The sequence below is a fragment of the Sporosarcina sp. E16_3 genome (genome assembly GCF_017347125.1).
Lineage (GTDB): Bacteria > Bacillota > Bacilli > Bacillales_A > Planococcaceae > Sporosarcina.
The window spans coordinates 200,273-214,983 of the sequence record NZ_JADPRX010000001.1; the positions used below are offsets into that span (position 1 = coordinate 200,273).

Below are 14,711 nucleotides of genomic sequence, written 5' to 3' on the forward strand. Positions count from 1 at the left end.
CCACGCCTCCCAAAAGTTATATACATCTCTCGTATTCTAACCAACAAGACGACGGATTATAATATGGAGTCGATTTTCGATAATGAATAGAAAACTAGCTAGATGGCGACAGTGGATGGAAAGAATTGAGGTGGGGATTTGCAATCGATTCAGCAAATGATTGAAACTGTATTGAGTGACGACCAACCCGCAGTACTTGCAATGGTTTTCCAAGTGAAGGGCTCTGCTTATAGAAAGGAAGGGACTTGGATGCTGATTCAAGAGGATGGTGCACGAACAGGTGTCATCAGTGGTGGTTGCCTTGAAAGTGATTTGCATAGTCGTGCAATAGAATTGTTTAATACAGGCAAGGTTGATATTGTCCACTACGATTTAAGTGCTGAAGATGACCTTGGCTGGGGGCGTGGTGCGGGATGCAATGGAGTTGTTTCAGTAGTTGTGCGCGATATCGATAATGATTTCCGACACTTTTTAACCTTAATACACAAACGGTTGCTGGCCAAAGAACACGTTTTATTTATCCAATCCATCAGTAATTTGGCCTACTATGCATATTTAAACGAAGATGAAGATTGCTTGGACAACTGGCAAAGTGAAATACCATTCGAATTGGATGCGGTCACTCCGTTTCAAAACAATGCAGGACAAAAAAGCATTGGCGACGAAATGGTATATTTCCAACTTATATGGCCACGACCTGCCCTTTATATAATCGGTGCGGGCGTTGATGCGCGGCCACTTGCACGACTTGCCGAAAACGTTGGATACGCAGTACATTTGCTCGATTGGCGGGCATCGCTTTGTAATGAATTCAACTTCCCTATGGCGGTATCTTTCCAAATTGGTAATGTCGAAAGGTTAATCAATAACATAGAATTTAGCTCGCTGGATTCGGTCGTCATCATGACACATGATTTTCAATTAGATGTGAAACTAGTGCAACGGCTCCGTGATAGTCAATTGTTGTACCTCGGCATTTTGGGATCAAAAAAAAGAACAGAACGCCTACTAGACAGGGATATTCCGAATGAGGTTCATTCGCCTGTAGGACTTTCCATTGGTGCTGATGGCCCTGAGGAAATTGCAGTTAGTATTGTAGCGGAACTTATCGCGGTGAGACGGAGGAAAGTGATATGAAAATCGTTGGTATTTATCTTGCAGCCGGGAACAGTAGTCGAATGGGTAGCCATAAATTGGCGCTACCTGTCGGGACAATGACAGTAGGGAGTTTGGCGCTTGAAACGGCTTTAAAGTCCCAGCTCGATGAAATTTTTGTCATTACAAAAGATACGGACGATGCAGATTGGCTGCCTGTAGAAATGAAGTCAGACGCAAGATGTTCAATCATCAAATGTTCCACCGCTCATGAAGGTCAGTCCGAATCATTGCGCTGTGGCATTCAACAGGCGCAAGCCCATCACGCGGATGCCGTCATTATCATGCTAGCGGACCAACCTTTCATCACCGTCCAAATGATTGAAGAAATGATCTTGTGCATGAGGAAAAATCCGACAAGTAAATTTGTTGCTTCATCCCATAAGCAGACAATCATGCCGCCTGTATTATTTTCGTCTTCCATGTACAACGAACTGTTGGAGTTACGTGGAGACAAAGGAGCAAAAGCAATCTTACAAGGTGATTTTCTCCAAAAGGGTAAACTGTTACCCTGCGCTGATAAGAGGCTAGTTTTCGATGTCGACACGGAAGCTGATTACGAAGCACTCCAATCAATAGAAAAAACGAAATGATAGAATGTATCCTATCATTTCGTTATCGTTATTCTCCCATTATCCGTTCTTAATTTAATCAAATGCTCTCCGTTGCCGAACCTCGTATGTTTGTTTTCATATCCAAAAACATTAATTTTTCCGTTGTCAGTTTTCACGTCAATTGTGGCATTTGTCGGTTCTGTTTCAGTTTGAATCTCGATTCTACCGTTATCTGTCGTTAATTCAATCGGTCGCTCTAAGTTGTTTGTTACAAGGGAAATTCTCCCGTTATCTGTTCTTCCGACAATCGTACCATCAACATGATCGAGTATAATTGCTCCGTTATCCGTTTTAACATTGACAGTTGTAGCATCAATGGTTTTTAACTCAATTGTGCCATTGTCTGTCTCAAGTGCCAACTCTTTCGTTTGAATATTCTCCACTTTGATCCGCCCGTTATCGCTTTCCGCTTGAATTCGATCATACTGTTTTTCAGGTACTTTCACGATTAGCTTTAAGTTTAATGAGGAAAAACCAAAATTAATGAAACTTCGCCGCTTTTCTTTGAACTGAATGGATAGTGTATTTTCTTTTACAACAGCCTTGAAAATGAATTTCGACCTTTTCTTTGTCTTACCAGAATACGACACTGTCGTTACCGCATCTTTGGTTGGCACAATTTCCACCGCTGCATTGGTTGTCAAAATTTCAATATTCGTAAACGGTTGATCATCAATCACTATTTTCTTGGCGTTATTTTGAAATCGATCCCCGGTATTGAACATCAATGTAATTCCACCACCAACAAGCAATACTAATGCTACGATAATGAACACTTTATTTCTAAAAAACATTTCGTGTCAAGCCCCCTTATTTATGATTTTAAGTTTTTTGTGTATCCGAAGTTCTATGCATTATTCTTAGTCGATATGAATTCATCGCCGTTTCCCCAAGTTGGTCCGGTAAATGTTGCAATCAATTCACTGCTTACAATTTAGTATAACGGATATGAATTTAATTCAAATGGACCTGAGAAGTGATTGCATCTCAGTCTAAAGATGTAGTTAACGTGAGCCAACACGAAAACGCCATTTTCTAACAAGTAGCCACAAACAAAGGAATATGAAAAATGCTACACCTTCGAGCGATAAAATGTACCACGGATAAGGCCCTAAGTAGTCAAGCAAACTTCCATTGAATGGTTTTTCCCTTAAGAACATATAATTGCCTTGGAATAACACATTAACTGCAAATATTAGTGGCAACATCAAGTTTAAAATGATCATTGTTTTGAGAACACCTTTAAAAGTTGGCCTGTATCCTTTCATCCACGTAAAATAGAGAGCCGTTATTATAATTCCGACATGCGTATAGAAAAAGTGAAAGTACCTAAAATGCGGAAATCCAACATCTAAAACAGGAGTCGCCATCGCTTGAAGCGCCCCTCCGATACCCGCAAAAAAGATGAAATCGATTAGATGCTTGTTCCCAGTCCAAAGGAGAACAATCGCAACAAGTAAACTAATGCTGCATAATTCTAGCGGCAACGAATCACTCAGTCCCCATCTTCCAGTTACTATCATCCAAACATGATACAAGACTTCCATTACCAATAATGTCAATGCAAAAAGACGTTCATGCTTCGGTAATACCGACCATCGCTTTCTTGAAATAAATAACAATAAGATTGCCAGGCACAACACGCCTATTGCCGCCATATGCTCCATTGAAAATAGTAAGAAGGTAGGTTCATTATAGGCCGCCATCCTCGTCCCCCATTTCTGTAAATCCTATTATCTTGATATATAAACAAAATCCACTTTACAGACCTTAATATCCATTTTATACGTCTTTGCCACTTCATGATAGGCTATCTTTATGCAAAATACGTTCATAAAGAAAATCCCCAATACTAAAATGATGACCGACAAGAAAACCATTGAATTAATTGAAGTTATAAGTTGAATGATAGGTGTAGCCTTCATGTATCCAAAAACTTCTCCGGATCCTTCAATATGTGTTGCTGAATCATATGTATAACTTTCAAAATTTGGGCCGTTCATATTGTTGTATGCAATTACCCGTATCTACATTTCATACACGATTAATTGTTCATTGCCGAATATTTCATCGAACGAAACGGGTTTGCCATTGATAAAAAGGTTTATCGCATCATATTTTTCTACTGTATTAATTTTATATAGCACTTGATATTTTAATGTCGTGTTTGAGTAGTCAGAATCATATTCTTGATTAATGAACACGTTCAATGTGTCTTGTTGAGCATTTACATTAAAGTCACTAAAATAAACAGCATCGTTTCCTTGAGTAACGAAAACCCCATTTATAAATACATAGATTCCTTTTTTACCATCAAGGTAAAGATAGTTACCATTCTTCACTTCAGCATACTGAATAAATTCCTGTACACGATCATTTGCATTGGCTATGCTTATTTCCGAAAATGAAAAATGCGGATCACACCCGGTTAATAGTAAAATTAGAATAATCAACGATAATCGTTTTTTCATATCAACGCTCCTTGTAATAGTGTTTTATTCCCGTCCATATAGCTAACTCTACTAAAAGTATCCTTTATCATTAATACGTTACTAACAACCTATTCATTTCATTATTTGAAAATTAAAAACGACGCCTCTATGAGATTTCATTTACTCATAAGAGACATCGTTTTCATTAGGTTTTAAAACCTGATAAATTAATAGCCTATATTCAATTGGTGGATAGGGTGCGAAAACTTATTCATCCAATGGAATATCAATTTCCACCTTGCCATCCAGATACAGCGGATAGCTATTGATATTCAGACGAATTGGATTTACTGCATTATCAAAATCAAATGTATAGACTGCGGTTACATTGGGTTCTTCTTTGCTAAAACGTGTTGAGATTGTATTGCCACTAAAGTCCTGGCCCTCTTGGTCCACTATTCCATACAATAGTTGCCCGCCGCCAGTGCCAGATGGATAAGTGACTTCCAATGTATTGCTCGATGGTACTTGAACATCGATATCAAGTTCACTCGGCATATATAGCACTTTCTGTTGCTCAAAATCGACCTTAAGATAATCAGAGCCTTTTGGAAGAGCTTCAATCCAGTCCATTACTAACGTTAGTTTTTTCGGTTGCCTGAAGTAATTACTCTGTATAAATATGCCCACTTCACCGTCACGCAATATGCCGAACCCCATTCCGCCATCTCTTGGTTTCCCCCATTCTTCACCATTCTCATCAATCAACCGGACCGATGTGAATTTTAGTAATTGCATCGTGTTTTGTTCATCAGCTGCTAATATTATTTCTGCACGTAACGGCGAAATTTTTAACTGTTTAATGTTAATTGTTTGATCATCTACGATAACGGATTGGTTCAATTCATATACTTTTGGTGGTTCAATGGGCTTGGTGAGTGTGAATGGCACGACGAACTTTGTCTTTGCTGCATCACTCAAGTGCAAATTAAATTCAAATGTCATATTGTCATATGATAATTCATCATCAGCCATAATTTCAACTTTGTCTGCACGTACAGACGATCCACCCACTAGAGAGCTAATGTAGGAACTTGCGACACCCAATGGGATGCCTTGTTGAGACAACTCTAAAGAAGTTATATTCACTTCGGAATTTTCAAAAGGGGATTCAATATTATAGAATATAGTCATGCCCGAATAATCAGCTACGACGCTCTGTAAAGTTAAGGTATAATCGCCCTGCCTTACCACAATTCCAAGTTCTTCATAGTAATTATTTTCGACAATGTCACTGATTCCTTTATCATAAGCAATCTTGTTTACGATAGAAGAAAATCCTGGAATTTTAGCAACAGCTTCTGCAAACACAGGGGAAACGCGAATCGATGTCACGAACAGCAGCAGTACAATAGCAGCTACACTAGCGACTGAATACAGACGGCGCTTTCTCTTTTTGGTCAGCCGGTGCTGATGCACGGCATTTAAACGTGCTTGATGTAATGCTTCTTTTGGGATTTCAATTGCTTCTAATTCCTCCGTCAACTTCTGCCAGTCCTGCTCGTTCAAGTTGGTCATTTATAGATCCTCCTTTTGAATGAGTACGCGTAATCTTTTTAACGTCGTGTGTAGCCTTGATTTCACAGTACCTTCGGGAATTTGCTTTAGCTGTGCAATATCCCCGTTCTTCATATCCTGGAAGTATTTTAAGTAAACCAATTCCTGTTGCTCAATTGGCAAACTGGCAATTATATCTGCCATTTCGAATGGTTGATAATCTGTAGATGCAATTTCTACATTATGATTGTAGACAAATTTCGCTTGCTTCTTTTTCATATCTAAACAAATATTGATGATAATTCGGACAAGCCATGTTGCTATGTACGTTGGTTCTTTGACGGTATGCATCTTTTTTAAAGCTCGATACGTCAGCTCTTGTATAGCTTCAACAGCATCATGCTCATTTTTCAAATACGCATAAGCCGTACGATAGAGCGTATCTTCATGTCGCGTCAACAACTCCACCATCGCCCGTTCATCACCCGCAATGGCCCGTTTCTCCAATTCCATCCCCATACACTCACCCCCTGTTACTTATTAGACTGTTCAACATGACAAATCGTTCATTTTATTTTTTTAATAAAAAACGAGTTCAACTAAATTTAGTGAACTCGCTGATTAACTCCTATTGAACTAATTACTAAGTTAGCATTATCATACACTTCAAAAGAAAACTATTCACCAATTCACATAGTGGAACATAGATAAAGGAATAAGGAGCTTTAGTGGCGAAAACAATCAAAAGGAGACATATGAAAATAATCTATCTGATAAGGGATGATTTAACTGAAGCTTACATATAAAAATAATCAAATATGGGCTATCACTGGGTTTATATGGTCGATAGTTGCTGTTATGAACGTAGGTTTACTATTTTTTCTTTTGAATGGCATCACAGGTGCATTTGGTTTAGTGATGAGCCCTATACTCCTATTGAACATTTTATTGTCTACTGTGCTTGCCGTGTATTACTTCAAATTACATACAATTGTTTATCTTAGGTTAACAGACAACTCGCTTTCTATTCATAAAGGGTTAGTTTACCCAAGAAAAAAAGTAGATCTATCGGAAATTGAACAAGGACGTCTTAGCGCTAGCAAACTTATTTTGCTATTAAAAAATGAAAAAGAAATCGATATAAATTTGAGTCTATTAACTATAAAGGATTACGAAAAACTGCATGCCATGATGCTTCATTTCTTTCCAATCCAACGTCATTAGTGAACTTACAAAACTTAAAACGAAAAAACGACACCGCCATGAGAACTTAATTGCTCATAGCGGTGTCGTTTTAAATTTGTTTTACAGTGATATATTCGCTTTCTTTTTCGTAAAGTCCATCTCAGGATAATACGCATCTTTAACCAATAGATTAGGCCCTAAGCAGTTAACCGCGGGACAATGGCAACCGATTGTTTTTGCAAGTGGTCGCTCAAGCCAGCGGTCGAGCATTACAGGTAGCGATTCCGTTTGAATATTGCCCATTGGTGGTGTATCACCAAAATCTGTGACAATCACATCGCCAGTGAAAATATTGACGTTCAAACGGGATCTGCCATCTGGGTCATTACGTACTGATACGTTTTTGCTGCTGTAAATTCGTTTTAACAGCGCTAAATCCTCATCGTTATCACTGCATGCATAAAATGGCAGTGTACCAAACAGCATCCAGACATCTTCATCACGGTGATCTAGCAGCTCATGAATCGCTTTTCGCGTTTCATCTAAAGAGAGTACTTCAAGCTGAGAAGCGAAGTCACTTGGGTACATAGGGTGAATTTCATGCCTCGCACATTTCATTTCCTCTACGACTTGTCGATGAATATGTTCAAGATGAGGCAACGTCCGTTTATTTAACATCGTCTCCGCTGAAACCATGACGCCCGCTTCGGCTAATGCCCGGCTGTTATCAATCATCCGCTGGAATTGCTCAGCGCGGCGTTCTCGGGGAGGTTTGCGTTCCATATTTGCGAATCCACCATCCACAAAGTCGTCAACTGTGCCCCAGTTATGTGAAATATGTAAGACGTCCAGATAGGGTGCAATCGCCATATAACGGTAGAGTGGCATTGTTAAGTTTGAATTCATCTGTGTACGGACACCGCGTTCATGCGCATACTTCAATAACGGTAAAACATAGTTCTCTACCGACTTTTTAGAGAACATTGGCTCTCCGCCTGTGATACTTATTGTTCGTAAATGAGGAATCTCATCTAGGCGAGAAAGTAGTAATGCTACTTGTAATGCGTCCGGATCTTTATGTTGTAACATATAGCCGACTGCGCAATGTTCACAGCGCATATTGCATAAATACGTTGTCGTGAATTCAATGCTAGACAATGTCAGTTTGCCATGCTCCTGTACATCCAAATAGGCTTCCCATGGATCGTAAGCAGGTGACATTTTTTTGAGTGTTGCTAAATCAGTTTTCATTTTTTATTAACTCCTATACGTATAATAAGCTACTAAAAAAGTATGCACTTCAAAGGGACCTTTCGCAAGAGCATATAAATACCCCATCCCAGAAATAAATTCGTCGATGGGGTATTTATATGTCGTCTAGTCTCCAGCGCCTTGCCCCTGGGCCCACACGATGTGGGTCATGCAGTCATTGCCGCAGGACGCGGCAATGACTGCCTTCCTTTATTTCCAGTGCCTGTCGGGGCAGTACAGGCGCTTCCGCTTTTGTCTCATCCAGACTCCAGCGCCTTGCCCCTTGAGTCACTTCAGTCTTGCTGATAAAGGCAAAGGACGCCTTTATCTTCAAGCCTTCCAGTGCTTGTCGGGGCAGTACAGGCGCTTCCGCTTTTGTAATTACACTGCAGGTTTATTAGAAAACTGGCTGTTGTACAGATCTGCGTAAAAGCCATTCTCCTCCAGCAGTTCGTTGTGTGTCCCTTGTTCAATTACCTTCCCTTGATCCATCACGATGATTAAATCAGCATCTCGTATCGTTGAAAGACGGTGAGCAATGACGAAGCTAGTTCGACCTTCCATTAAACGATTCATTGCCTGTTGAATGAGGAGTTCCGTCCGAGTATCTACACTCGACGTCGCTTCATCCAAAATCATAACAGGAGGATTTGCCAGAACGGCGCGGGCTATCGTAATGAGTTGCTTTTGCCCTTGCGAAATATTAGATGCTTCCTCATTTAAGACAGTGTCATAGCCCTCCGGCAATGTGCGAATGAAGTGGTCGGCATGAGCCATTTTCGATGCAGCGAAAATCTCATCGTCCGTTGCGCCTTCTTTTCCAAAAGCGATGTTTTCTTTAATCGACCCATTAAATAGCCACGTATCTTGGAGAACCATTCCAAAAGTCGTTCGTAGATCTTCACGTGACATATCCCGTGTATCTAGTCCGTCAATTGCAATCGTCCCGCCGTTCAGTTCGTAGAAACGCATTAGTAAATTAATCAATGTCGTTTTCCCGGCACCAGTTGGTCCCACAATAGCGACTGTTTGACCTGGATGCACGTCGATGTTCATATCTTCAATTAACAAATCGTCCCCGTAACCAAAGTCGACATGTTCAAAGGTAACTGTACCTTCTGCACGCGTTAAACTCACTGTCGTCATTTCTTTAATTTCTTCTTCCTCATCAAGAAGTTCAAAGACACGCTCTGCCGCCGCGACAGTCGACTGAATGATATTCGCGATATTAGCGGTTTGCATAATCGGCTGCGTGAATTGACGTGTATACGTAATGAACGCTTGAATATCCCCGATTGAAATGGCGCGCTGTGTCACTAAAATACCACCAACAACACAGATGACGACATAGCTGAGGTTCCCAATCAAAGACATCATTGGCATGATAATCCCCGAAATGAATTGGGCTTTACGACCCGCATCATATAATTGTTCATTCACCTCATCAAATTCAGCTACGGACTTTCTCTCATGGCCAAATGCTTTAACGACTTGGTGGCCTGTATACATCTCTTCAACATGGCTATTCAATTGACCAAGCGTACGTTGTTGATCGGCGAAATGTTTTTGTGACCTTTTTAAAATCGGTCGAATGCCTAACAGAGATAGGGGTAAACTGACGAGCGCAATAAGTGTTAACACAGAGCTAATCGTTAACATCATGATAAGAATCCCGACAATTGTAACAACTGATGTGATAAACTGCGTCAAACTCTGCTGCAGCGTGCTTCCAATTGTATCAATATCATTCGTTACCCGGCTAAGTGTTTCACCAACAGGACGGCCATCGTAATATTTAAGCGGTAGTTTCTCAAGCTTCCCGTTGACGTCTTCCCGTAAATCATACACCGTTTTTTGTGCAACACTCGACATGATGTATTGTTGGATGTAGCTAAATACGCTACTTACCACATACAACCCAGCTAATAAGAGGAGTAGTTTACCGATTGCCCCAAAATCAATTGCTGCTCCGGGCACACCTGTGGCCTTGCCGTAAGCCCCTTCAAATAATTCGGTAATTGCATTACCCATTATTTTAGGTCCTACAATCATAAAGACCGTACTTAAAATTGCCGCAAAAAATACAGCAATTAGTGCATTACGACGGGGTTTTAAATAACCAATAAGGCGACGTAAAGTGCCATTAAAATCCTTGGCCTTTTTCCCTGCCATCATCATCATATTTCCTCCGCCTGGTCCCATTGGGGCTCCGCCTTGAGGTCGAGACTGTTTTTGTTCACTCATGCGATGTCCACCTCCGAAATCTGTGATTCGACGATTTCACGATATACCTGATTATGCTCAAGAAGTTCTTCGTGCGTACCGATTCCAGCAATTCCACCATCGTCTATGACAATGATTTGATCTGCATCGACTACAGTACTAACACGTTGTGCGACGATAACGACGGTCGCTTGCTCCGTTTCATCTTTTAAAGCCGCACGTAGATTGGCATCGGTTTTGTAATCAAGCGCAGAGAAACTGTCATCGAAAATGTATATATCCGGTTTGCGAATTAACGCTCGTGCAATGGACAATCGTTGTTTTTGACCTCCCGACACATTCGATCCACCTTGAGAAATAACAGCATTGTAGCCGTCATCCATCCTCGAAATGAACTCTTCTGCTTGCGCAATACGAGCAGCATGTTCGATTTCGGCTTGCGTTGCATCTTGTTTGCCGAAACGAATGTTTTCAGCAATCGTTCCGGAAAAGAGCAGCGCTTTTTGTGGGACGAAGCCGATTTTCGATCGTACTTCTTCTTGTGATGATTCGCGAATATCAACACCATTGACGCGAATCGTACCCGAAGTCACGTCATAAAACCGTGGAATCAAGTTAATGAGCGTTGTTTTTCCCGCGCCTGTTCCGCCAATAATTGCGGTCATTTCACCCGATTTCGCAGTAAAACTTATATCCGATAATGCAGGTGCCTCGGCACCTGGATAGCTGAATGATACACGATCAAACTCCAGCGTTCCGGGCTCTTTGTCCGCTTTTCTAGTTCCTTCATCCAGAAACGTTGGTTTCATCGCAAGTACTTCGTTAATACGTTTTGCTGAAACAGCAGCACGAGGAATCATAACAAACATCATAGATGCCATAACAAGTGCGAACATGATAAGCATAATGTATTGAATAAACGCCATCAAATCCCCGATTTGCATGGCACCATTATCAATTCGAAGTCCACCAAACCAAATTACCCCTACAACGGTTAGATTCATAACAAGCATCATGACTGGCATTAAAAACGCCATCATTTTGTTAACCTTAATTGACACATCAGTCAAATCCTTATTCGCCTTTTTTAAGCGAACCTGCTCTTGTTTTTTCCGATTAAACGCACGAATTACACGTATGCCTGTTAGGTTCTCGCGTAAAACAAGGTTTAGTCGATCCAATCGCGTTTGCACTGTTTGGAACAGTGGAACCCCTTTATAAAGAATAAGCAACACTGAACCGATTAATATAGGCATCGCTGCAACGATGATTAACGATAATTTTGCATCCTTTGAAACAGCCATAATAATACCGCCGACCAACATAATCGGAGCACTAACGACCATTCGAAGCATCATAATGACCACTTGCTGGACTTGCGTAATATCATTTGTCGTTCTTGTAATCAATGAAGCCGTACCAATTTCATCAAAATCTTGAAGGGAAAAGTTCTCCACATGATCGAATACTTTCCGACGAATATCCCGTCCGAATCCCATTGCCGCTTTAGAGGAATAGTAACTCGCAACGACAGATGCAGCCGCCCCAAGTGCAGCAACCAACAGCATGATTCCTCCGATTTTCCAAATATACGGGATGTCACCAATGACGACCCCTTTGTCGATAATATCCGCCATTAACGTAGGCAAAAACAAATCCGACATCGATTGAATGAAAACAAGCCCTAATATCGATAGTACAATCCATTTATAGACGGATAAATTTTTTAACAGTTTTAACATTCCACAGATTCTCCTTGTCCTTTAGACTTTCTGACTGTCACTCTTTTACATTGGAAAAGTGACCGTAAACAGGGTTCCTTCATTCAATTTACTTTGTACTTGAATGGAACCTTCATGCATGTCGATGATTTTCTTCGTAATGGACAAGCCTAAACCACTCCCACCCAGCATACGATTACGTGATTTATCCACTTTATAAAAACGCTCAAATATATGCTGTTGATCCTCCTCAGCTATGCCCATTCCTGTATCTGCAATGGTAACAACGGCTTCCTGACCACGCCGATAAAGAGCGATTTTCAGGCTATCACCACTAGGCGTGAACTTGATACAATTGTTTATGAGATTAATCCATACTTGACTCATCAGCTCTTCGTCAGCGGTGATTACCACTTCATCTAATGAGATATCTAGCTCCAACGATTTCGCAAGCCACTGAGGTTCAAAGGATAGAATGATTTCACGAATTTGTTTATCCAATCGGTACGCTACCTTCTCAAAAGGGTGATGCTGAGACTCTATGGATGTTAACTTCAATAAATTATCGCTCAGATTGGCTAATCGTCTGCTTTCAGTTTCGATAATCTCAAGATAACGCTCCCGTTCTATGGGCGTTAAATCGCTTTGCTTCAATACAGTAGCAAAACCACTAATTGAGGCCAGTGGCGATTGGATTTCATGGGATACATTGGAGATAAACTCTTGACGCATTTGCTCTATTTGATTCAACTCTACCGCCATCTCATTAATGCTATCAACAATTTTCCCGAAAGGATGATTCTTTTTATGTTTGAATTGATTCGCCAACTTGACATTATAATCGCCCTTGGAAATTCTTCGCATCGCATCAATCATCATTGTGAAAAAATCCATTCGCCGCGGGGAAGCAAATCTCGAAAAAATCCAGCTAGTGACAACGAACAGAAATATCATTGCAAATAATGTAATCAGCCCTCTAGAGAAGTCACTAGTATGCAAATCCCATTTATTATGAATGAACGAAGTTCCTAAGTATGCTAGCGACCAGTAGCTGATAGTAACGATTATCCACGCAAATATGGCTGTTCCAACACGCAGTACCTTCCTCAACCTCCCACCTCTAGGCGATAACCTAACCCGCGAATAGTGCTGATTTTAAAAGAATCACTGTTAACGGAAAAACGCTCGCGCAATCGATTAATATGCACATCAACCGTTCGATCTGTACCTTCATAATCATAACCCCATATATCCTCAATCAACTGCTCTCGCGAAAAGGTTTTACCAGGATAGCTCGCTAACTTAAACAGCAATTCAAATTCTTTCAGCGGTATTTCTACGTTAAGATTTCCCAAGGACACTTCATATGTTTTGCGGTTCATGATCAGTTCGCCCACCTGGACCGTCTGTGAAATTGCAATTCGATAGCGTTTAAGTAACGCTTTCACCCTTGCAGTAAGTTCAGCCGGCTCAAACGGTTTCACAAGATAATCGTCCGTACCTAACTCAAACCCCTTGACCTTCTGGGCCGTATCCCCTTTGGCTGTCAACATCAGCAAAGGGATATCATACTGCTTTCTAATTTCTCGGCACAGCTCCCATCCATCCATGTTTGGCATCATAATATCCAGTAGTACTAGGTCTGCCTTAAATGACTGTAGAGTTGCCAAAGCTTCAATACCATCGCATGCTTCCACTATTTCAAAGCCTTCTGGACGTAAGAAAAGTCCGATCAACTCCCGCATATGCGGATCATCATCTACAATTAAAACCTTCGCCAAATTTGAATACCTTCTTTCTTTTCTCATCGATTAGTTCATTTTAGTAGACGCATGTAAACTCAGTATAAACACCGTTTATAAATGAAGGTATTAATTAATTAGCACCTAGTAATATCAACGTTTAGGGCATCTTCACATTATACAGCTTTGCATAGGAAGGTATATTAAACACGATGTTTGAGGGGACTTTTAAAAAAACGGGGACTGTCGCACAACCAATAACAAAAAAACGGCCATCAACTCGATTGAGGATGGCTAAATAGTGGAACTAAACAAATAATTGCAATCACTCGCTGCTTCTTTTTGTTCCAACACATGTAGTGTACGTTAATATTACAAGGAAATAGGTACATTCGCTTTTCACTTCGATACAATAGCATTAATTTCCTGTATACAATATTGAGTTTAAGTAAACAATATGAGTTCAAACAAAAAAGGGAGTGTTTTTAGTGGATATGAATGATAAGGTACAAAAAGAATTATCTAAAATTGATGTCGAGAAAAAGGACGAGATTTTAGAGAACTTTAATCGATTCAAAAAGTATCTTTCCGAGAAGGTTGAGTTGGGGGAAAATATGGGCTTGAGTGAAGAAAAACTTGCTAAAACTACAGAATTAGTTGCAAACTATCTCGCCAAACACGAAGATCCTCGCAATAGGGAGGAGAAATTATTAATGGAGCTTTGGACTTCCGGTTCCAAAGAAGCGCAACACACACTAGCACATATGTTACTGGAAATGGTACGGAAAGCTTAGTAAAAACGAGTTGGACATGTTTATATTAAATAGATGA

General features: G+C 40.4%; 14 protein-coding genes. 4 read left to right on the forward strand and 10 right to left on the reverse strand.

Features of this window, described 5'->3' with window-relative positions; genetic code table 11:
* Positions 1 to 138 precede the first annotated feature (138 nt).
* Positions 139 to 1,137 (forward strand): XdhC family protein, encoded by a 999-nt coding sequence (locus I2483_RS00980; RefSeq protein ID WP_207173231.1) that lies wholly within the window; start codon positions 139 to 141, stop codon positions 1,135 to 1,137.
* The gene (locus tag I2483_RS00985; protein ID WP_207173232.1) at positions 1,134 to 1,748 is read left to right on the forward strand and encodes a nucleotidyltransferase family protein; all 615 of its coding nucleotides are present in this window, start codon (positions 1,134 to 1,136) and stop codon (positions 1,746 to 1,748) included. Before I2483_RS00980 ends, I2483_RS00985 begins: the two co-directional genes overlap by 4 nt.
* A gap of 14 nt (positions 1,749 to 1,762) precedes the next feature.
* Here I2483_RS00985 and I2483_RS00990 read toward each other — a convergent pair whose 3' ends face one another.
* The 5 genes from I2483_RS00990 to I2483_RS01010 all read right to left on the reverse strand — a co-directional run bounded on the left by I2483_RS00990 (position 1,763) and on the right by I2483_RS01010 (position 6,277).
* Positions 1,763 to 2,563 (reverse strand): DUF4097 family beta strand repeat-containing protein, encoded by an 801-nt coding sequence (locus tag I2483_RS00990; RefSeq protein WP_207173233.1) that lies wholly within the window; start codon positions 2,561 to 2,563, stop codon positions 1,763 to 1,765.
* Between the two features lie 210 nt (positions 2,564 to 2,773).
* A complete protein-coding gene (locus tag I2483_RS00995) occupies positions 2,774 to 3,475 on the reverse strand; it encodes a YwaF family protein (protein ID WP_207173234.1) in 702 nt (233 codons plus the stop codon).
* Positions 3,476 to 3,796: 321 nt separating this feature from the next.
* Positions 3,797 to 4,240 carry a hypothetical protein gene (locus I2483_RS01000; protein WP_207173235.1) on the reverse strand — a complete coding sequence of 148 codons (444 nt, stop codon included), beginning with the start codon at positions 4,238 to 4,240 and terminating at the stop codon, positions 3,797 to 3,799.
* Positions 4,241 to 4,468: 228 nt separating this feature from the next.
* On the reverse strand, positions 4,469 to 5,779 hold the full coding sequence (locus tag I2483_RS01005; RefSeq protein ID WP_207173236.1) for a DUF4179 domain-containing protein: 1,311 nt from the start codon (positions 5,777 to 5,779) through the stop codon (positions 4,469 to 4,471).
* Positions 5,780 to 6,277, reverse strand: a complete 498-nt coding sequence (locus I2483_RS01010) for a sigma factor-like helix-turn-helix DNA-binding protein (RefSeq protein WP_255550017.1) — start codon at positions 6,275 to 6,277, stop codon at positions 5,780 to 5,782.
* Positions 6,278 to 6,616: 339 nt separating this feature from the next.
* On the opposite strand from I2483_RS01010, the gene I2483_RS01015 reads away from it, so the two are divergent.
* Positions 6,617 to 6,982 (forward strand): hypothetical protein, encoded by a 366-nt coding sequence (locus I2483_RS01015; protein ID WP_207173237.1) that lies wholly within the window; start codon positions 6,617 to 6,619, stop codon positions 6,980 to 6,982.
* Between the two features lie 81 nt (positions 6,983 to 7,063).
* Here the strand turns inward: I2483_RS01015 and yfkAB are convergent, their stop codons facing one another.
* From yfkAB to I2483_RS01040, 5 genes are all read right to left on the reverse strand, one after another.
* The gene (gene yfkAB, locus I2483_RS01020) at positions 7,064 to 8,194 is read right to left on the reverse strand and encodes a radical SAM/CxCxxxxC motif protein YfkAB (protein ID WP_207173238.1); all 1,131 of its coding nucleotides are present in this window, start codon (positions 8,192 to 8,194) and stop codon (positions 7,064 to 7,066) included.
* 381 nt (positions 8,195 to 8,575) lie between these two features.
* Positions 8,576 to 10,438 (reverse strand): ABC transporter ATP-binding protein, encoded by a 1,863-nt coding sequence (locus I2483_RS01025; RefSeq protein WP_207173239.1) that lies wholly within the window; start codon positions 10,436 to 10,438, stop codon positions 8,576 to 8,578.
* Entirely contained in the window at positions 10,435 to 12,159 is a 1,725-nt protein-coding gene (locus tag I2483_RS01030; protein WP_207173240.1) for an ABC transporter ATP-binding protein, read from the reverse strand. The genes I2483_RS01025 and I2483_RS01030 overlap by 4 nt, the downstream gene beginning before the upstream one ends.
* Positions 12,160 to 12,204: 45 nt before the next feature.
* The gene (locus tag I2483_RS01035; RefSeq protein WP_207173241.1) at positions 12,205 to 13,248 is read right to left on the reverse strand and encodes a sensor histidine kinase; all 1,044 of its coding nucleotides are present in this window, start codon (positions 13,246 to 13,248) and stop codon (positions 12,205 to 12,207) included.
* Positions 13,245 to 13,919: a response regulator transcription factor gene (locus I2483_RS01040; protein WP_207173242.1), complete on the reverse strand. Its 675-nt coding sequence runs from the start codon at positions 13,917 to 13,919 to the stop codon at positions 13,245 to 13,247. Before I2483_RS01040 ends, I2483_RS01035 begins: the two co-directional genes overlap by 4 nt.
* Positions 13,920 to 14,374: 455 nt before the next feature.
* On the opposite strand from I2483_RS01040, the gene I2483_RS01045 reads away from it, so the two are divergent.
* Positions 14,375 to 14,674: a DUF3243 domain-containing protein gene (locus I2483_RS01045; RefSeq protein ID WP_186670642.1), complete on the forward strand. Its 300-nt coding sequence runs from the start codon at positions 14,375 to 14,377 to the stop codon at positions 14,672 to 14,674.
* The last annotated feature ends 37 nt before the right edge of the window (positions 14,675 to 14,711 follow it).

Coding starts and splice junctions, on each gene's coding strand:
- I2483_RS00985 (WP_207173232.1), top strand. CDS start 1,134: ATGAAAATCGTTGGTATTTATCTTGCAGCCGGGAACAGTAGTCGAATG.
- I2483_RS00990 (WP_207173233.1), bottom strand. CDS start 2,563: ATGTTTTTTAGAAATAAAGTGTTCATTATCGTAGCATTAGTATTGCTT.
- I2483_RS00995 (WP_207173234.1), bottom strand. CDS start 3,475: ATGGCGGCCTATAATGAACCTACCTTCTTACTATTTTCAATGGAGCAT.
- I2483_RS01000 (WP_207173235.1), bottom strand. CDS start 4,240: ATGAAAAAACGATTATCGTTGATTATTCTAATTTTACTATTAACCGGG.
- I2483_RS01005 (WP_207173236.1), bottom strand. CDS start 5,779: ATGACCAACTTGAACGAGCAGGACTGGCAGAAGTTGACGGAGGAATTA.
- I2483_RS01010 (WP_255550017.1), bottom strand. CDS start 6,277: ATGGGGATGGAATTGGAGAAACGGGCCATTGCGGGTGATGAACGGGCG.
- I2483_RS01015 (WP_207173237.1), top strand. CDS start 6,617: ATGAACGTAGGTTTACTATTTTTTCTTTTGAATGGCATCACAGGTGCA.
- yfkAB (WP_207173238.1), bottom strand. CDS start 8,194: ATGAAAACTGATTTAGCAACACTCAAAAAAATGTCACCTGCTTACGAT.
- I2483_RS01025 (WP_207173239.1), bottom strand. CDS start 10,438: ATGAGTGAACAAAAACAGTCTCGACCTCAAGGCGGAGCCCCAATGGGA.
- I2483_RS01030 (WP_207173240.1), bottom strand. CDS start 12,159: ATGTTAAAACTGTTAAAAAATTTATCCGTCTATAAATGGATTGTACTA.
- I2483_RS01045 (WP_186670642.1), top strand. CDS start 14,375: ATGAATGATAAGGTACAAAAAGAATTATCTAAAATTGATGTCGAGAAA.